The sequence below is a fragment of the Bacillus sp. N5-665 genome, from assembly GCF_022637375.2.
Classification (GTDB): Bacteria; Bacillota; Bacilli; order Bacillales; family Bacillaceae_G; genus Bacillus_A; species Bacillus_A wiedmannii.
Genome location: NZ_CP093325.1, coordinates 3,841,993 through 3,861,536 on the forward strand (window position 1 = coordinate 3,841,993; position 19,544 = coordinate 3,861,536).

A 19,544-nucleotide genomic window follows, 5' to 3' on the forward strand; every position below is an offset into this window, starting at 1 on the left:
CTATTCCCCTTCCCGCTTTAAACTGCACTCCGGTAAACAAACGATAAACTTACACCCTTTTCCTGTTTCATTGTCTTCTAACCTTACTTCTCCGCCGAGCTCTGTTACCATTTCGTGTATGTAAGAAAGTCCAATACCTGTTGACGGTGTTCCTGTTTGATCATACTTGGAAGTAAACCCTGGCTTAAATACTAATTTCTTATACTTTTGTGCAATACCAGGGCCATCGTCAATTACTTCAAAGATTACATGTTGATCTCGTTTATATAACTTAATACGAATGAGACCTCTATCTTCAATTGCTTCCACTGCATTGGCAACTAAATTATTAAAGATTGATAGCACTGTATACACGTGATATGCAGCGTGTTCACCTTCTATATGTTTTGAAAAACGTATATCTTTCCCTAGCATTTCAGCATATTTCTCATTTATTCTTACGATCATTTCTGTAAGCTCATGTCCTTCTACATACTCAGCCACATTTTTATCTAATAACAGTTTAGATAACCCTGCAAAAATTCTTTGATTATCCTTTTTTATTTCATGTACTTCTCCCGCTATTTTCAATGCTATTTTACTGCTAGAATCATCGCTTGTCTGTAAATTCCGATATAGTTGATATGCTTCTTGTGTAATCAACTCTGCATTTTGTAAAGTTTTTTTCAAGTGAACAGATTCTACATATAAATTTGAAAGGTGCATTAACATTTTTTCATTTTCTTTTCGGACTTGTGACTCTTTTAATTTCGTTTCATATAAAATCATCATATTTAAAAAGCCAAGTGCAAAGAAACTACGAAAAATAGCAATAATAATTAATTTATTCACTTCAGAAACTGTTATTGTTGTACTGAGTACTACCATATGATAAATCGCAAGTTCTGACATACTTGCGATAATTTCAATTGTAATTCCAAGGCACCCAATAACGATTGGTTTCTGATGAAACTTATTCACCCTACAAAGTGAAAAGAGACTTCCATAAATAAAATAATAAAAGAACACAGCATAGCGCAAATAAAATGATTCTGTCATATGAAATGAACCTTGCATGATCCAATCAAGGCATACACGGAATAAAACGACACATATACCGACAAGAATACCCGCAGCCCCTGCTGGTATTCTTCTTAAAAATAATAATAAAAAGAAGAAAAGCGGTGTCCCAAAGCTAACACGAAACGTATCGTTAAAAGGATGAAAATTAAGCTCTCCAGCAATCGGAACAACTACCATTAATATAATTAAAAGGGATATATCTTTCTTCCATAATTGATTCCAATTCAAAGGTGCCACTTCCTATACTTTTTTCGACAATAAAAGTGAAAGCCCGCTTATTATAATAAACGGGCTTTATTTCTATATTCTAACCTTTTCTACCGCTTTTATTTGGCGGTACTCTGGCTCCCATATTGCTTCTTTCACTGCAATCTTGATATCGTTATCACTTAAGTTCTCTCTAGCAACACCTTCTGCAACGGCAACTTTCGCTACTTCAATTGCAACCATTTCCGAGATATTACGTAGCTCTTCAACTTCTGGTAAGATAGGTGCCCCTGGCTGACTTGTATCTACCATGCTTGCAACTGCTTCAGCAGCTGCTGCAAACATTCCATCCGTCATGACGCTTGCACGTACAACAATTGTTCCAAGACCAAGACCTGGGAAAATAAGTGCGTTATTTGATTGTCCAATCACATACGTTACACCGTTGTATGTAACTGGTTCAAATGGACTTCCTGTTGCAACTAATGCTCTTCCTTCTGTCCACTCGATTAAATCGGCTGGTTTTGCTTCAGCAAGTGGCGTCGGATTCGACATCGGTAAAATGATTGGTCTTTCTACGTGAGAAGCCATTTCTTTAATAATCTCTTCTTTGAATGCTCCTGCAACAGTTGATGTACCGATTAAAATTGTCGGTTTTACATGCTTCACAACTTCAGCAAGTCCGATCACATCATTTTGTTTCCACTCACTTACTTCCGCTTCTTTTCTTGCATATGGAATTTGGAAATCAAGAAGATCTTCCATATTATCTGTAACTAACCCGTTACGATCAATACACCAGAAACGCTTATATGATTCTTCTTCTGATACGCCAACGCGGACCATTGCATCTCTAACTTGATCTGCGATACCGATTCCAGCCGTACCAGCACCAAACACAACAACGCGGTGTTCACTTAAAGGTACGCCCGAAACTTTCACTGCCGATAACACAGCAGCCAGTGAAACTGCACCTGTACCTTGAATATCATCATTAAATGTACAAATATCATGACGATATTTATCTAAAATTTTCCGTGCATTTCGAGAGCTAAAATCTTCCCAATGTAAAAGTGCTTTCGGGAATTGTTTATTCACTGCTTGTACAAATGTATCAATAAATTCATCGTAAGCTTCACCAGTTATACGAGGGTGACGATTTCCAATATAAAATGGATTGTTTAATAGTTCCTCACGATTTGTACCCACATCTAAAATTACCGGTAATACACGGCTAGGATCGATACCAACTGCGGCCGTATAAACAGCTAATTTCCCGATTGCGATGTTTATACCACCAACACCCCAGTCACCAATTCCAAGTATGCCTTCTCCATCTGTTACAACGACTAAATCAATGTTTTCAGCTGTTGCACCGATATTGGCGAATGCTTCTTCGATACCCGACGGATCGTTAATTGATAAATACACACCACGTGGTTTACGGTATTCATGACTATACCTTTGAATTGCTACACCGACTGTTGGTGTATATACAATTGGTAACATTTCACGTAAGTGATTTGTTAATATACGATAAAATAATACTTCATTTCGATCATGTAACGCTGTTAAGTATACGTTCTTTAATAAATCATCCGGCTGAGAACAAAATTGTTCATACGCTCGGCGTGCTTGTTCTTCTAAAGTTAAAACTGCTGGCGGTAATAACCCTTTTAAACCTAATTCTTCTCTCTCTTCTTGCGTGAAAGCGACCCCTTTATTTAAAAGTGGTGTCGATAATACTTCTACTCCTCTTAATGTCGTTTCTAATGAACCATTAGAAGCTACTGTAAACTTACTCATAACATCCCTACCTCTATTCATATATAGCATTTCTATATTGTAAACAAAAAAGAGGGGATTGTCCCCCTCTTCTTTTAATTTTTCTTTAAAAGAGTTGCTCCTGCAATCCCTGGGTGCGTCATTTCGAATGGATCTAGAATTAACTCTAGGTCTTCTTGTGACAGTACACCATTTTTCACACAAAGTTCTCGAACGGATTGACCTGTTGCGATTGCTTCTTTCGCAACGCGAGCTGCTGCTTCATAACCGATATGAGGGTTCACGGCTGTAATAATTCCTACACTCTTCTCAACATACTCTTTTAAGCGATCTTCATTCGCTTCAATTCCTTTTAAGCAATTATCTGTAAAGGCACGGAAACCGTTATTCATAATGCTAATAGATTGAAGTAAGTTGAAAACAAGTACTGGTTCCATAACGTTTAATTCTAATTGTCCTGCTTCTGAAGCAAGGCAAATTGTATGGTCGTTACCAATTACTTGGAACGCAATTTGATTAATTACTTCTGGCATAACAGGGTTTACTTTCCCTGGCATAATAGATGAACCTGGTTGACGAGCTGGCAACATAATTTCCGCTAAGCCAACACGTGGACCTGATGCCATTAAGCGAAGGTCATTCGCAATTTTAGACATATTCATCATACATACTTTCAGTGCTGCTGATACTTCTGTGTATGCATCCGTATTTTGCGTTGCATCTACTAAGTCTTCTGCACCAACAAGTGGCAGTTCACTAATTGTAGCTAAATGTTTTACAACTGCTTCAATATATTCTGGATCTGCATTTAAGCCTGTACCAACTGCAGTTGCTCCCATATTTACTTCATATAGATGTTGACGTGATTGCTTGATACGTTTCATATCACGTTCAAGTACGCGAGAATACGCTTTAAATTCTTGTCCAAGACGAATTGGCACAGCGTCTTGTAAATGTGTACGACCCATTTTAATAACATGATCGAACTGCTCTGCTTTTAATTCAAATACATCGTGCATATAACCCATCGTTTGTAATAAGCCTTCTAATGCATTTAATGTTGCAATATGAATCGCCGTGGGGAATGCATCGTTTGTTGATTGCGCCATGTTTACATGACTATTTGGACTAATATAATGATAGTCTCCCTTTTCCATTCCTAATAATTCAAGAGCACGATTGGCAATGACTTCATTTGCATTCATATTCATTGAAGTACCTGCTCCGCCTTGGATTGGATCTACGATGAAATGATCATGCCATTTTCCATCAAGAATTTCTTGAGCGGCTTCTGCGATCGCGCCGCCCTTGTTCAATTCCAATCTTCCTACATCTGTATTAGCAAGCGCTGCAGCCTTTTTTACAATTGCGAATGCTTTAATTAAGCCTTCATGGATTTTGTATCCTGTAATTGGGAAGTTTTCTACTGCACGCATTGTTTGTACGCCGTAGTATGCATAGTTTGGCACTTCTTTTTCACCTAAAAAATCTTTTTCAATTCGAACACCATTTTTAACTTCAGTTAATGTTGCCATGATTATTCACTCCTTAACGATTTCTTATGCTGCTTTTGTTTCTTTGACTGTTTCTACATATTGTTTTGCTTTCTCATTATCGAATTCGCCTTCCCACTTCGACATAACAATGGCCGCTAATGCATTTCCTAATACATTGACAGATGAGCGAATCATATCTAAAATGCGGTCAATTCCCGCAATTAACGCTATACCTTCTAGTGGTAATCCCATTGAACCTAACGTTGCTAATACAACAACGAACGATGCACCTGGAACTCCCGCCATACCCTTGGATGTTAACATGAGAACGAATAATAACGTAATTTGCTCTGTCAGTGACATGTGCACACCGTACATTTGTGCAACAAACAATGCCGCTAACGCTTGATAAATAGCCGATCCAGTCAAGTTGAATGTATAACCTGTCGGAATAACGAAAGAGGCAACTGCCTTTGGACAACCGAACTCTTCCATTTTTCTCATTATATTAGGTAAAACAGCTTCTGAACTTGCTGTCGTAAATGAAAGAATAAGTTCTTCTTTTAAAATTTTCATTAATGTAAAAATGTTTACGCCAACCATTCGTGCATTAATACCTAATACAATCACAACGAATAGTATAACAGTTACGTATACAGCTAGCACTAGTTTTCCTAAAGGAAGTAGTGTTGCTACACCAAATTTTGCAACCGTAACTGCAATTAATGCGAATACACCAAATGGTGCAAATTTCATAACTTGATTTGTAACCCAAAACATCGCTTCGAGTACACCTTCAAAGAAGTTAAAGACGGGCTTTCCTTTGTCTCCAATTGCCGCAACTCCTAAACCGAATAATACTGAGAAGAAAATAATCGGTAATAAGTCACCTTGTGCAATCGATTCAAATACGTTTTTCGGTACAATATGAACAATCGTTTCTGCAAAGCCTTTCTTCTCTGTTGCATCTGCTGTTTGTTTATAAGAAGAAATATCACTTTGCTGTAAATTACTCATATCAACGCCAGTACCTGGTTGGAATATATTCGCTGCAAGTAATCCCATTAAAATAGCAATCGTCGTAATAATTTCGAAATAAAGAATTGTCTTACCGCCCAGTTTCCCAAGCTTCTTCATATCTCCTACACCAGCTACCGCAACAATTAATGCTGAAATAACAATTGGTACTACAATCATTTTAATTAAGTGAATAAATATATCCCCAATTGGTGTGATATAAGAAATCGCCGTTTTATTGCCATAAAAGATTGCCCCTACTACAATCCCTAAAACAAGCGCGACAAAAATTTGTGTTGCCAATCCGAATTTTTTCATTTATGTTCATCCCCTTCATGCGAACGCTTTCATTTCGTATTTATAAAAGCTTACTCACACATCTTATAGGCGAACCTACAAAATCATACAAAAACCTACAAGTTCGTCACAAAAAATTCAAAAATTTTTCTTTTCTTTTTCATTGACACCTTTTCATTAAAAAGAAATAAAATATACTTGATAAGCAATCAGATTGTTTCGTATAATCAAAAAGATATATACTTACAACAAATCAAAATGAAAAGGAGTGGATAGTATGAAAAATTATGTACAAAAATTCGTCTTATCTTCTTCTTTTCTTTTTCATTTTCTAAAAAAGGAACAAAGGCATTTGCCTTTGTTCCTTTTTTATTGCGATCTATATAGGGGGAATTGTTATGAAGCCATATAAAAGAGTCTTAATTAAATTAAGCGGCGGTGCACTTGCCGATCAATCCGGAAATAGCTTTAACTCCAAACGATTAGAACATATCGCAAACGAAATTATATCCATTATTGACTTAGGTATCGAAGTATCCATTGTCATCGGCGGCGGTAACATTTTCAGAGGTCATCTAGCTGAAGAATGGGGAATTGATCGTGTAGAAGCTGATAATATCGGTACGTTAGGTACAATTATCAACAGCTTAATGCTTCGCGGCGTTTTAACAAGTAAAACAGATAGAGAAGTACGCGTTATGACTTCCATCCCGTTTAATGCAGTAGCAGAGCCTTATATTCGCCTCAGAGCAGTACATCATTTAGATAACGGTTATGTTGTCATTTTTGGCGGCGGTAACGGGCAACCGTTCGTTACGACAGATTATCCAAGTGTTCAAAGAGCCATTGAAATGAATAGTGACGCAATATTAGTCGCAAAACAAGGAGTAGATGGCGTCTTTACTAGTGATCCAAAACATAATAAATCAGCGAAAATGTACAGAAAACTAAACTATAACGATGTTGTTAGGCAAAACATTCAAGTCATGGATCAAGCCGCTTTATTACTTGCCCGTGATTATAATTTGCCAGCACACGTCTTTAACTTTGATGAGCCTGGAGTTATGAAAAGAATTTGCTTAGGTGAGCATGTCGGGACATTGATTAATGATGATGCTTCATTGCTTGTGCATGAAAACTAATTATTTCTCATTAAAAAAGGGTGTCTATAAAAGACATCCTTTTCCATTAATCTTTATAAATAAAAATCAACAAATCCCGCCAATTTCTCCTTACAACGCTCCCAAAATGATAACTTCTCAAAAAAATCTTTCGTCATCTCTTTCGAATCACGAAAATCTTCTGTTAACGCCTTATTCACTTCTGAAACGATAGTTCCACCATGAATATACAAATTCATCTCATCATTTATATAGAAGCTACGTGCAGTTATGTTCGTTGTGCCGATAACAGTTAGTTCATTATCAATCAGCATTAACTTTCCATGAAACATACCTTTTTTATAACCATATACCGTAATTCCGTTATTAACTGCTTGACGAATATAAGGATACGCTGCCTCTTTAATAAGAGGAATATCTGGTTTATATGACCAAAGTATTTTTACTGTAACACCACGTTTTTGCGCTTCAATTAAAGCATTCATCAGTTCTTTATTTTTCGCTATAAAATAAGGCGTTGTAATGACAATTGAATGCTTCGCTTGTTTTATTAATTCGATATACTTTTCAGCGACGTAATGTCCATTATAGCTAGTCATCGTATGTAATGTATTCCCTTTACTAGCTTTATTCGCACTTCTTTTTATATGTTCTTTCGTATCTCGTTTCCAATCTAAAGCGAATTGCTCTTCTAAATCTTTCGCTCCTTCTCCTCTAAGCCGCACATGATAATCACGCCAATATCCAAATCGCTTATCTTTTCCTAAGTACTCATCTCCCATATTAAAACCACCCGTATAGCCAATCTCCCCATCAATGGTCGTAATACGGCGATGATTACGATGGTGAAGTGAATAAAATCCGAATGGCAATTCAGGTTTTCTACTATATGTAAAATGCACACCACTTTCCCGCAATTCATTTTTCATCTTTCTTTCAAATGATAAATCATTAATGCGATCAACTGATAAATAGACGTTTACTCCTTCTTTTGCCTTCCCTTTTAATAAGTTTAAAAAAGTATGGCTACTTTTATCATCCGACAAAATAAAAAAGTACGTGTAAATAGATTGCTTCGCCTCTCTTATATCAGTAAATAACTGTTTATAAAATGACTTTCCTTCTACATATAATTGAAAATCACTATAATGAGGAGCGTACTCTGTCGGCATATTTTTCCCGACTTCCATTTTTCTTCCGAGCGTAACGTCAATATGCATCCAAATTAAAACAAAAACGAAAATAGTAATTACAATAGAAGTAACTCGCAATATTTTTTTTATCATTTTGATTTCCTTCCGCTCATTTTCTTTCCACTCTTCTATTTTGTCATTCCAATTTAAATTTCATGCTCCATACAAAAAAGGATGCGACTTAACGTCACACCCTTTCTCCATTAAACAAAGTTTCTCGCATCATTATTTCTTCCAAACTTATAAATAGCAATTAAGAAGAATGCTACCGCAAAGGCAATTAGGATTAAAATATTTAAATACAAATCTGAAACTGGAATTCCTTGTTGTAGTTTTGATACCGTATCTAATAGCCATCTTTGCGGAAGAAAATCAGCTACTTTTTGCACTGCTTTCGGCATAATATCATATGGAAAATAACATCCAGCGAGTAAACATGTCGGTACAATGATCATATTTTGCAGTGCATTTGCCGATGCTGAGTTTTTCGAAAAAGCGACAAGCACTAACGATATTCCAATCGCTATTAAAGCAAATAGCATGAGTACGCCAAGCATCACTATGAAAGGCATATTGATATTCGTATGAAAAACATTCGTTAGGAATAGGATTGTAATCAGAATTTGTACTGTTAATAGCAGCATATTTACCCCGACATTAGATAATATGAATTTCTTCCCATCTATCGGCGTTGATAAGAGTCTAAAATACGTTCTATTTTCTTTTTCTTTTAAAATATAACCTGATAAGTTCGCTGCTGAAAATAGCATAAACATAATAAGGTAACCCATCGTTTGGTTTGTCATATCTTTATTTTTCGAAGTATCTTCTAGCGTCTCAGTTTTCATTTTAAATGAACCTTTTTGATATCCTGCGTACATAGTATCAAATGCACTTTGATCTGTTCCTGCTACTTTACTAATAGCTGCTACATTATCAATATAATTGTATAAATATGATTTTATAAATCCTGTTACTTGATCACCTTTAATCGATGAAATTTCAATATGATTTGGTTTCCCTTCTCGAACACTTTTTGAAAAACCAGAATCTAATGTAATAACTCCATCAAGTTTTTTGGAAGTGAGTTTGTCTTCTACTTCAGATTCTTTAATTTTACTTACCTTTACATGATTTAATCCTTCTAAAAATTTCACCGTATCATTTGCTATAGATTGATTTTCTTTATTAATAACCCCGATATTTAACGTCCCTTGCCCCATATTCCCATACATCGAGAAGGAGATTAGTGTTCCGATTATCGGCAAACTAATAATAATGAATAACCCTTTTTTATTTTTCAAAAGTACAGATAACGTTTTTTGTATGAGCCATAAAATATCTTTCATACTATAGCCCCTCCCGTCTACGTAATGCAATAATTGCAATTAATAAAAAGAGTGCTGAAATGCCAAGGTTTAAACATATTACCGGTAGTGCTGCTCCTACATCATTTGCATAAATAATTTTCATAACAGCTGTGTTTGCCCACGTTAATGGTGATAAATTCGTAACGAAATTTTCTTCTATTACGAAATATGCACCACCAAAAATAGAGGCTAATTGCACAATAACCATAATAATCGCTCTAGATGATTCCGGTGTTTTTGTAATATATCCAATTCCTAAACCGAAGCTAATTGCTAGAAAAATTTGTGTTAATAAAATAAGAAATATGATTCCAAGATGGTCGCCCCAATTCGCTTGAAAAACAAATTTACTAAATAACATGACGAGTAATATGCACAGAGCATTTGCTACTAGGCTACCAAGTACTTTTCCAATGAATATTTCAGCCTTACTTATAGGTGCAGCAATGAGACGATCTCCTGTTTTACGTATTCGTTCTCCTCGAATTAAAGAACTCGCTCCCATCGCAGCATATAGTGCAATCATCGTTGTCATTACAACCGCGTAGTAATCCATAGAACCTGGCTTTTTCGCAGCTTGTAAAGATGTTTCTTTTATATAATCATTATGATTTCCGCTTGAAATAACCGCGCTCACCTTACTAGGATCAACTTTTGCAACTTCGGCCGCTACATTGTACTTATCAATAAATGTTGTAAGCATGCCTTCCACAATACTTCCCTCAATACTACTTTTGTCACTTCCGTAAAATTTCGCACCATCTTTATTTAATTCTACATAAGCAGCATATTTATTTTGCTTCACTTCTTCTTTCCCATCTATACTGCCGGAAGCTTTTTTAAAATGAATACCCGATTTATCGACTTCTTTCGTAAATGCTTCGAACGTTTGAGAAAATGTGCTACTTGCTTCATCTTTGTAGAGCACTTGTATATCTTTAATCGCTTGACTATCGCTATCAAATGCATTCGTTAACGCTGTTCCTAACACAAGCATTAGTACAATCGGAAATGCTAACATAAAAACTAAAGTTCTTACGTCCCTGAAATCTCTTTTAATATGCATAACTGCAATATTGAAGATGTTCAATTGATGAACCTCCCTTTACCTTTTCTTCATTTACCTTTTATTTATCTCGTAAGTTTCTTCCAGTCAACGTAAGGAATACTGTTTCTAAGTTCGGGGCCTGCTCCTCTAACGAACGAATTTCAATGTCATGATTAATGAAATGCTGAATAATTTTATTTAAATTATTTACTCCTGCATCCGAGTTTACCTTGATTACGTTCTCTTCAACTTGAACAGCTTTCACACCGTTTATCTCTTTTAACTTTTCTACATCTAAATTTTCTACTGACTTCACTTCAACCCAAATGTCTTTCGTATCAGTAATAATCGCTTTTAACTGTTCTTTCGTTCCTTCTGCAATCACTTTACCGTGATCTACAATTGCTATTTTCGAACAAATCTCTTCTACTTCTTCCATGTAGTGACTCGTATAAATAATAGTACTTCCCATTTCATTTAATTTCCGAACAGACTGAAGGATATAGTTTCTTGACTGCGGATCAATTCCAACTGTCGGCTCATCCATAATAATTAACTTCGGTCTATGAGCAATCGCACAAGCAATATTCAGTCTTCGTTTCATCCCGCCAGAAAAGTTTTTTGGGTAACTTTTATGCTTATCACTAAGCCCTACAAATTGAAGTGCTTCCTCTACTCTCGCTTTTAGCTCAGCTCCTCTTAACCCGTACAATCCAGCAAAGAATTTCACATTTTCATAGGCAGTTAACTCTTCATAAATCGCAATATCTTGCGGAACGATACCGATGTTCATTTTGGCAAATCGATTATGTTTCTTTATATTTTTTCCTAGTATACTAATTTCACCTTCATTACTTCTTAGCAATCCAGCAATCATATTTATCGTTGTACTCTTACCAGCACCATTTGATCCTAAAAAGCCAAATATCTCTCCTTCTTTAATAGATAAAGACATATTATCTACCGCGATGAAATCACCAAATTTTTTCGTTAAATTTTTAATTTCTAATGTATTCATCATTTCACCCCTATTTCGGTTTCTCTGCTTTTAGTATAAACAAAAAAAATGAACCTGCTCAGTGCAGAAGTTCATTCTTTTCGCATGAGATTATTCACTTTTTTCATATGAGATGATTCATCCTCGTCATAATTTCCTATATGGGCAACAGCATCGTTACTGAAAAACCACTTCTTCCGTCTACAATAATTTTTCCGTTTACTGATGCTGTTCGCTCCTCCATCCCCATAATCCCGAGACCTTTCTTAACGAGAGCTGCACCTTTTCCATTATCCTTCACCTGTACTTTCACCATCTTGTTAAGTACATGAATATCGATTGAAATGACTGTCGCATCAGCATATTTCATCGCGTTCGTTAGTGCCTCCGTAACATTTTCACCGATAATCTTCCACTGAATTGGAGAAATCATATCTAAATTCCCTTTATATACGAAAGGAATATTTATATCATGTTTACCGGCAAATTCCTCTATGAATAATTTCATACGATGAATACCAATTTGCTCAGTTGGCGGCTTCATATTTTTTAATGTAACCCGAATACTTTCAATTCCATCTTTCGATATATGAATTGCATTTTGTAATAACTCGGCAGATTTTTCTTTATCTATCCCCATTAACCTCTTTGCTGCTTCCATTTGAATTAGCGCCCCTGTCATCGAGTGGCCAATTTTATCATGAATTTCTTGTGACAACCGATTTCTCTCTTCTAACTTAAATGTGTACTCTGATTGCTTTATGTACTCTTTATTTTCATGTAAGCTTTTCGTCAGCCGCTGCATATCTTTTCGCATCTTATCATTTTGTGATTCAAGCTTTAATACACGCGATATATACCGTTCTGCCATAGTTAATACAATAAAAGAAAATGTAACAATTAATCCATATGTCATTCGAATACTTTCTTCTGTAAAGATAATAGGAATCATCATAATGATAAAGAGCTGCCATTTCTTCTCTATATAACGAAATATAACTTCATATAAGTTCAATGGTAAAAATAAAATAAAAAACGGATGAACCTTCCATGTAAATAATATAACTATGCCAATTGACAGACTAGATAATATGTTTTTGTACGTATCTTGTTTAAATATAGAGATCAGCACATTTACAGAAAGATATAAAAGCAAAGTAAGTATAATCCATGGTAAGTTCACAACATTTAAATAAATGTAACTAAACACAATATATATAAAGACAATTAATTTACTTACAATTAACCAAAATTCCATATCTTTAATCTACTTTCCCTGTTAAATAATAAATTGCAATTTGTGTGCGATGTTCAAGTCCAGTTTTCCCTAAAACTGATGTAATATAATTTGCAATCGTTCCTTCTGATATGAAAAGTTGCTTTGAAATTTCTTTATTCGAGAAACCTTTCGCAATTAATGCGATAATACTAAGTTCTCTTTCTGTAAAAAGACTTGTATCTATTTTGCATTCGTCCTCTTTGCTCTCCATTAAATTGCTCTTAATTTTATCAAGCACTACATCTTGCATAACAGTTTGACCGTTATATACTCCTTTTATTGCATCACGAATACGCTCTGGATCATTATTTTTTAATAAATAACCTTTCGCCCCGTTCTTCACTGCGTCCAAAATATATTCATCATCATCGAACGTCGTTAAAATTAGTGGTTTCGTTTCCGTTTCTTCACAAATAAATTTCGTTGCCTCTACCCCGTTCATATTTGGCATGCGGACATCTAAAAGAGCGATATCAACGTCGTTCTTTTTACAATATTCCACTGCTTCTTTCCCATCATTTACTGTATCTACCACTTCGAACTCTTCATATGTATTTAAAATAATTTTCATGCCTTCTCTAATAAAAGAATTATCATCCGCTATTAATATTTTAATTTTCATGTTTGTTAGTATGGACCTTCCCCTACTAACATTCACATCCTTTCTTCACGTAACATTTCCCACTTGCTCATTATATACTTCTTTTTACCATTTTTTCACACCTTTTTTCATATAGCTTCCTTCCTAAAAATATATTATTCTTTTTTTACAACATGTGTAGGGTGACCAATCATTTCTTACGTCTATATAATAGAATGCGTCAAAAAGGAGGGAGAGACCCATTGAGGAAAAACAATTAATTGAAAAAGCACAGCAAGGAAGCGAACATGCTTTTCGTATCCTTGTGCAAACATATCGTCATTATATTTTTCAAGTTATCTTTTCTATTTTAAGACATGAAGAAGATGCGAAAGATGTTACACAAGAAGTATTCTTAAAAATTCACGCCTCTCTCCCAAATTATCAATTTCGCGGATTAAAAACGTGGATGGCACGTATTGCCACCAATCACGCTATTGATTATAAAAGGAAGAAAGCTAGAGAAAATGAAGAACTCTCCTTATGTAAAGACACTGAGGAAAATATAAAATCCTCTCAGAATATTGAGGCTTTATTATTGACGAAAGAGCAAAAATTACTCATTGCTCAAAAACTGAGAGAACTTCCCGAAAATTACCGTGACGTCGTTCTCGCACATTACTTAGAAGAAAAAAGTTATCAAGAAATTTCTTTACAGGAAAACATCGAAGTGAAAACAGTCGAAATGAAACTGTACCGGGCAAGAAAATGGATTAAAAAACATTGGAAGGAGGAAGAGTTTCTATGATGCATTATTCAAAAGAGGATTGGCGCAATTATACTTTAGATTTTATAGAAAGCAATGAACGTGAATCTATGGAAGAACACCTTTATGAATGTGATCATTGTTTAGCACTTTATATGGAAAGTATCGATGAACAACATGAAAACCTTCCAATGATAAATGATGATTCATTTACGAACGAAGTTATGACGGAAATTAATTTTGAAACGCTACAACCTAATGAAAATATAAAAACAAACTCACTAAAGCGCACCATTATTCACTACATAATTGCGACTGCTGCTACAATTATTTTTATGGTAAGTGGTTTATTCCAGTATATTTTCACAGCGACATCAAATTTCGAGAAATCTTCAAAACATAACGAGTCTTCTATCTCACAACAAATTGTAAACAAATCGGTAGACACATCAAAAAAGGACGGAGGTTCAAAGCATGAATAAAAATCCCTTTTTAGCACTTGTATTAGGGCTAATTCCCGGGCTTGGACATTTATATTTAAAGAAATTTGGACGGTTTATTTTATATAGCGGAGGGGCTGTAGTTCTATTTATCTTTGCAGCATTTTGTACAATAGCATTAGGTGCGCGTGATATTGCTTTTCTTTCTCTATTTTTACTAGTCGTCTTATGGGCGATCAATTTATTAGATTTAGTTATCACTATTATTAACCAATCGAAAAAACAAGCTGCAGGAGAATTTACAGAGTCCTCTAAAGAAAGCGAACGATTTTATATCATTCTTCTATCAATCATCCCTGGACTTGGACATTTTCAATTAGGACTTATGCAACGTGGACTTACATTTTTAGTAGCTTGCACAGGAATCGGAAGTATGATTATTTTCGTTGCACTTTTAACATCGCAAGAAAGTTTCCTTATCTTCCTTATTACATTACCTGTTTTATGGATTTACAATTTCTTTGATGTTGTTCAGCAACTCCAGAAAAAAGAACGTGGCGAGCAACTAGATGATCGTACTATTTTCGAAGAGTTTGAAGAGCATCGTGAACAAGGAAAGAAGAATAAAACATTCGCTTCTATTTTAGCGATGTTCCCCGGAGCAGGACATATGTATTTAGGCTTACAACGCCGCGGCCTTCAGCTTATGGCAGCCTTTTTACTTTCCATATATTTACTCGACTTATTAAGACTTTCAGCGTTTTTATTTTTAGTTCCAATCATTTGGTTCTATAGCTTTTTTGACGCTTTACAGCAAACCGCAAAGTATGGAAAAGAACGTGTAAATGACGAACCTATCATTGATTATTTTATCAATCATCAAAGATGGATCGGTATTGGGTTAATTACACTCGGTGGTTATTATTTATTAGATCAAACAGTCCTTCCTATTTTGAACGATTACTTTGCAACTATATTTAACATTCATCTTAGCGAACTGTATTATCGCTATTTCCAAACATCTATCGTTGCACTCCTCTTAATTGGTGGCGGCTTTAAATTGTTACTTGGAAATAAAGAAAACAAAGGTGGTACAAAAGAATGAGAACATGGCGCGTTGGAACATTTTCAATGGGGCTTTCTATTATTGCATTAGGTTGCTTCTTACTATTTTCAGTTATAAAAGGTACTGAGGTATTAGATTCCTTAACAGCTTGGTGGCCTGTTTTACTTGTCATACTTGGCGTGGAAATTTTACTATACCTTCTATTTTCTAAGAAGGAACAATCTTTTATTAAATATGATATTTTTAGTATTTTCTTTATCGGTGTTTTAGGAAGCGCTGGAATTGCTTTTTACTGTTTATTATCAACTGGATTACTAGATGAAGTTCGTCATTCTATTAATACCACTCAGCAAACGAGTAATATTCCAAGTGGACAACTTGATATACCTGAATCTATCAAAAAAATCGTAGTGGATGCAGGGCATTATCCTCTAACAATAGAGGGTAATGATACAAATCAAATTCACCTTCTTGGAACATATGAAATGACAACGAAAGCTAATGAAAAACTTAATTTAAAACAAGAAGATTTCCTTTCAGTTCAAACAGCTGGGGAAACGATGTATATCACTTTGAAATCATTACCAGTTCAACATACGTTATGGAATTCAGCACCACAGGTAAAACAAACACTCGTTCTTCCGCAAAATAAAAATGTAGAAGTTCGTGCTTCAAATAACGAACTATCCCTTTATCCAGGTCAATTACAAAATAATTGGTTTGTACAAGAAAGTTCAAATGTATCTGTTCATTTAGCAAAAGAAAGTGATGTGTCTTTAATCGCCGTAACAAACAAAAAAGAAGCACACGGAAGCACTCCTTGGGAACAAGTTGAAGATTTAACGAAAAAAGAAGATAATACTTCAGAAGAAAATCCAGAATTCAACGGGCAAGAACATTGGTATAAAAATTCGATTAAAACAGGCAATGGGACGTACAAGTTAAATATTGAAAAAGCTTATAATATAAATATGAGTATTATTGAAAAATAAAAAACCTTCCACAATTGTGGAAGGTTTTTCTCATATAATCGCTTTGATTCCTTCTAATACTAATCCAATCATAAATCCGCAAACCGCTCCGTTTACTCGGATCCATTGCAAATCTTTACCGACATTATTTTCAATCATTTCAATTAACGTTTTATCGTCTAACTTATCAAGATTTTCTTGTACAAGTTTTCCGATTTTCGAATGATTCTTTTCCACAAGTGTGACAACTTGTTTTTGTAACCACTCTTCTATTTTTTGAACAGTCTGTTCATCTTCTTTTATTTTATTCATTTGTTTTTGTAAAAATGGCATAACATATTTATCCGTAAATTCTTCATTTTTCACAAAAGTAATTGCCCTTTGTTGTACTTGCCCCAGCATCTCTTTAATTTTGTCAGTAGCATCCCAATTGGCAATCCATTTTTCTTTCCAATTTTCTAATTCCTGCAGTAAAGCTTCATTTTCTTTTACATTTATAATTTCTTGACGAATTTTCGCTAATATAAGTTGTCTTGTGCTATTATCTGCATCTTGTAAGCTGTTAATATTGCTAATAATAAATTTCTGCAAAATGCCGCCAATTTTATCTTCATCTACAATATTCATAAACGATTTCAAAGTAAACTGTAAAAATCCATCTACTTTTATGTTTTCCATCGCCTTCATACCTAAGCTTCCGAGCTGGTAACGCGCTTCATCTTGCGCTGTCCAATCTTTCACTTTTACTAAAATGTAATCAAGTGTCTTTTCATCATATTCTTGCACAACTAGTTGATCGACAAGCACTTGTAATATGTTACTTGTATTAATTGTATGCAAATACGTTTTTAATTCTTTTTCAATAATAACCGCTAATTTTTCCGTATCTATTGTAACAATCGCCTTCTCAGCAATTGTTACAATTCCCTTTTTCACAGCGTCAGACTGCATTTCTCTTTCAGCAATTTGCAGTACCATTTGCGCTAGCTGCATTTCTTTTACTTTATTCGTAATACTTTCTTTCGTCAGCCACTCATTTTCTAACGTATGAATGAGCCCTTTCGTTACTCGTTTACGATTTTTAGGTAATAACGCTGTATGTGGAATTGGAATTCCCATCGGATGACGGAATAATGCTGTAACTGCGAACCAATCCGCAAGTCCGCCAACTAATCCAGCTTCAAATCCCCCTTGTATAATCTCACCTGCTACCGTTCCTTGAAAAGGAATAGAAGCCGCAAAACCTACTCCCATAACCCCAAGCGAAATACCCGCTATATATTTAGTCTGTAATGACATCGTATACACATCCTCTTATTATGTAAAATAATGCTTTTTGTTATATTTATTTGATATTCGTTCTTTATATCTATACTATAATGAACTAATGCGAAAATAACAAAGAATTTATAATAATACATATGTCATATAAATAAAAAATGAGGCCACAATTAGCCTCATTTTTCTAATATTGTTAATGACTCACCTGTTTTATAATACCCATTCATCACATCTTCTGGAACCATACTACCGCCAGTTCCCCACACAATATGAGTACCTTTCTTCATCTTCTCCATTAACTGTTGCTTCTGTAAATACTCATCTTCTTTACATACTTTCATTGGTCCTATCATGCCGGCTAACGCAGAAGGCTCTAAATAAATATTTTCCGTATCAGCTAGTTCTTTTAATAATCTATATAACTCTTCATCACTTACTGTGTAATTCCCACTCAAAAATGGTTCCATCGTTTTACCGACAAATCCAGACGGTCTTCCTACCGCTAGTCCGTCCGCGTCTGTTACATTATCAATCCCGACATCTTGAACAGCAATTTTATCATGAAGTCCTGTCATTAAACCGAGTAACATACATGGAGAGTGCGTAGGCTCCGCAAAGAAACAGTGCACGTTGTCTTTATACAATAACTTTAAACCAAATGCGACTCCGCCAGGTCCGCCTCCTACTCCGCACGGAAGGTAAACGAATAAAGGATGATCTTCATCTACTACAATCTCTAACTCTTCTAATTGCTTTTGTAATCGCGATGCTGCTACTGCGTATCCTAAAAATAAATCATGGGAGTTTTCATCATCTACAAAATAACAGCTAGGATCTGCATCCGCTTGCTGACGCCCCTCTTCTACTGCTTTACTATAATCAGCTTCATATTCAATAACGTCTACACCTTTACTTCTTAATAAATCTTTTTTCCATTCTTTTGCGTCTGCTGACATATGAACAGTTACGTTAAAACCTAGTTTTGCACTCATAATCCCAATGCTTAGTCCTAAATTACCGGTAGAACCTACCGCAATTGAGTATTTTGCAAAAAACTCTCTACATGTATCACTGTCTAAAATGGAATAATTATCTTCTTCTGTTAACATTCCATGCTGCAAAGCTAATTTCTCCGCATGCTTCAGCACTTCATAAATGCCGCCTCTAGCTTTAATGGATCCTGATATCGGAAGCCCGCTATCACATTTTAATAGTAATTCACCTAATATAGGTTTCCCATAATTTTTCTCTAAAGACTGTTTCATAGTAGGTATCTTCACTAAAGGTGATTCTATAATGCCGCCCGTTTCTTTCGTTTCTGGAAAAACTTTCGCAATGTACGGTGCAAAACGCTTTAACCTCTCTTCCGCATCTTTTACATTCTCTTCATTCAATGGGGAATCTTTTATTGCCGTTTCATACTTTTCCATGTTCGGATTTACCCAAAACACTTCTTCTGTTGCGATTAATTTATTTAATAGTGGATATTCCTCTTTTAATTTCTCTATTTCCTTCATTTCTCTTCCTCCTCATAACCTTGTAGCTTACGATTCAATAAATTATAATTA

Annotated in this window: 17 protein-coding genes; 5 read left to right on the forward strand and 12 right to left on the reverse strand. The window is 35.1% G+C overall.

Annotated features, from left to right (window positions below):
* The 4 genes from MNO09_RS22210 to MNO09_RS22225 form a co-directional block, all read right to left on the reverse strand.
* Positions 1-1,299 carry a sensor histidine kinase gene (locus tag MNO09_RS22210; protein ID WP_080014180.1) on the reverse strand — a complete coding sequence of 433 codons (1,299 nt, stop codon included), beginning with the start codon at positions 1,297-1,299 and terminating at the stop codon, positions 1-3.
* Between the two features lie 63 nt (positions 1,300-1,362).
* Positions 1,363-3,075, reverse strand: coding sequence for an oxaloacetate-decarboxylating malate dehydrogenase (gene malS / locus MNO09_RS22215; protein ID WP_002096733.1), 1,713 nt, complete (start codon positions 3,073-3,075; stop codon positions 1,363-1,365).
* A gap of 74 nt (positions 3,076-3,149) precedes the next feature.
* Positions 3,150-4,589 carry an aspartate ammonia-lyase gene (gene aspA, locus MNO09_RS22220; RefSeq protein WP_000224176.1) on the reverse strand — a complete coding sequence of 480 codons (1,440 nt, stop codon included), beginning with the start codon at positions 4,587-4,589 and terminating at the stop codon, positions 3,150-3,152.
* A gap of 24 nt (positions 4,590-4,613) precedes the next feature.
* Positions 4,614-5,885: a cation:dicarboxylate symporter family transporter gene (locus tag MNO09_RS22225; protein WP_000713278.1), complete on the reverse strand. Its 1,272-nt coding sequence runs from the start codon at positions 5,883-5,885 to the stop codon at positions 4,614-4,616.
* 377 nt (positions 5,886-6,262) lie between these two features.
* Between MNO09_RS22225 and pyrH the strand changes: the two genes are divergently transcribed.
* A complete protein-coding gene (gene pyrH, locus MNO09_RS22230; protein ID WP_000806134.1) occupies positions 6,263-7,006 on the forward strand; it encodes a UMP kinase in 744 nt (247 codons plus the stop codon).
* A 53-nt stretch (positions 7,007-7,059) separates the two neighbouring features.
* Here pyrH and cls read toward each other — a convergent pair whose 3' ends face one another.
* The 6 genes from cls to MNO09_RS22260 all read right to left on the reverse strand — a co-directional run bounded on the left by cls (position 7,060) and on the right by MNO09_RS22260 (position 13,494).
* On the reverse strand, positions 7,060-8,271 hold the full coding sequence (cls, locus tag MNO09_RS22235) for a cardiolipin synthase (protein ID WP_000591945.1): 1,212 nt from the start codon (positions 8,269-8,271) through the stop codon (positions 7,060-7,062).
* 110 nt (positions 8,272-8,381) lie between these two features.
* Positions 8,382-9,527 (reverse strand): ABC transporter permease, encoded by a 1,146-nt coding sequence (locus MNO09_RS22240; RefSeq protein ID WP_000651862.1) that lies wholly within the window; start codon positions 9,525-9,527, stop codon positions 8,382-8,384.
* Position 9,528: 1 nt separating this feature from the next.
* The gene (locus MNO09_RS22245) at positions 9,529-10,638 is read right to left on the reverse strand and encodes an ABC transporter permease (RefSeq protein WP_001020180.1); all 1,110 of its coding nucleotides are present in this window, start codon (positions 10,636-10,638) and stop codon (positions 9,529-9,531) included.
* A gap of 37 nt (positions 10,639-10,675) precedes the next feature.
* On the reverse strand, positions 10,676-11,614 hold the full coding sequence (locus MNO09_RS22250) for an ABC transporter ATP-binding protein (protein WP_001093809.1): 939 nt from the start codon (positions 11,612-11,614) through the stop codon (positions 10,676-10,678).
* Between the two features lie 136 nt (positions 11,615-11,750).
* Entirely contained in the window at positions 11,751-12,851 is a 1,101-nt protein-coding gene (locus MNO09_RS22255; RefSeq protein WP_000397645.1) for a sensor histidine kinase, read from the reverse strand.
* A gap of 4 nt (positions 12,852-12,855) precedes the next feature.
* Positions 12,856-13,494, reverse strand: a complete 639-nt coding sequence (locus MNO09_RS22260) for a response regulator transcription factor (RefSeq protein WP_000694104.1) — start codon at positions 13,492-13,494, stop codon at positions 12,856-12,858.
* Positions 13,495-13,777: 283 nt separating this feature from the next.
* Here MNO09_RS22260 and MNO09_RS22265 point away from each other — a divergent pair, with 283 nt between their 5' ends.
* Genes MNO09_RS22265 through exsE form a run of 4 tightly spaced genes read left to right on the forward strand, consistent with a single transcriptional unit; the run spans position 13,778 to position 16,716 of the window.
* A complete protein-coding gene (locus MNO09_RS22265; protein WP_001195466.1) occupies positions 13,778-14,260 on the forward strand; it encodes an RNA polymerase sigma factor in 483 nt (160 codons plus the stop codon).
* Complete coding sequence (locus MNO09_RS22270) at positions 14,257-14,700, forward strand: hypothetical protein (RefSeq protein WP_000972348.1); 444 nt, start codon at positions 14,257-14,259, stop codon at positions 14,698-14,700. The genes MNO09_RS22265 and MNO09_RS22270 overlap by 4 nt, the downstream gene beginning before the upstream one ends.
* Positions 14,693-15,763, forward strand: a complete 1,071-nt coding sequence (locus MNO09_RS22275) for a hypothetical protein (protein ID WP_088107023.1) — start codon at positions 14,693-14,695, stop codon at positions 15,761-15,763. The genes MNO09_RS22270 and MNO09_RS22275 overlap by 8 nt, the downstream gene beginning before the upstream one ends.
* On the forward strand, positions 15,760-16,716 hold the full coding sequence (gene exsE / locus MNO09_RS22280) for an exosporium protein ExsE (protein WP_001261404.1): 957 nt from the start codon (positions 15,760-15,762) through the stop codon (positions 16,714-16,716). The genes MNO09_RS22275 and exsE overlap by 4 nt, the downstream gene beginning before the upstream one ends.
* Before the next feature lie 30 nt (positions 16,717-16,746).
* Here exsE and MNO09_RS22285 read toward each other — a convergent pair whose 3' ends face one another.
* Together MNO09_RS22285 and dsdA are read right to left on the reverse strand one after the other, a co-directional pair.
* Complete coding sequence (locus MNO09_RS22285) at positions 16,747-17,994, reverse strand: DUF445 domain-containing protein (RefSeq protein WP_000058306.1); 1,248 nt, start codon at positions 17,992-17,994, stop codon at positions 16,747-16,749.
* Between the two features lie 158 nt (positions 17,995-18,152).
* Positions 18,153-19,493 (reverse strand): D-serine ammonia-lyase, encoded by a 1,341-nt coding sequence (gene dsdA / locus MNO09_RS22290; RefSeq protein WP_000658343.1) that lies wholly within the window; start codon positions 19,491-19,493, stop codon positions 18,153-18,155.
* Between the last annotated feature and the right edge of the window lie 51 nt (positions 19,494-19,544).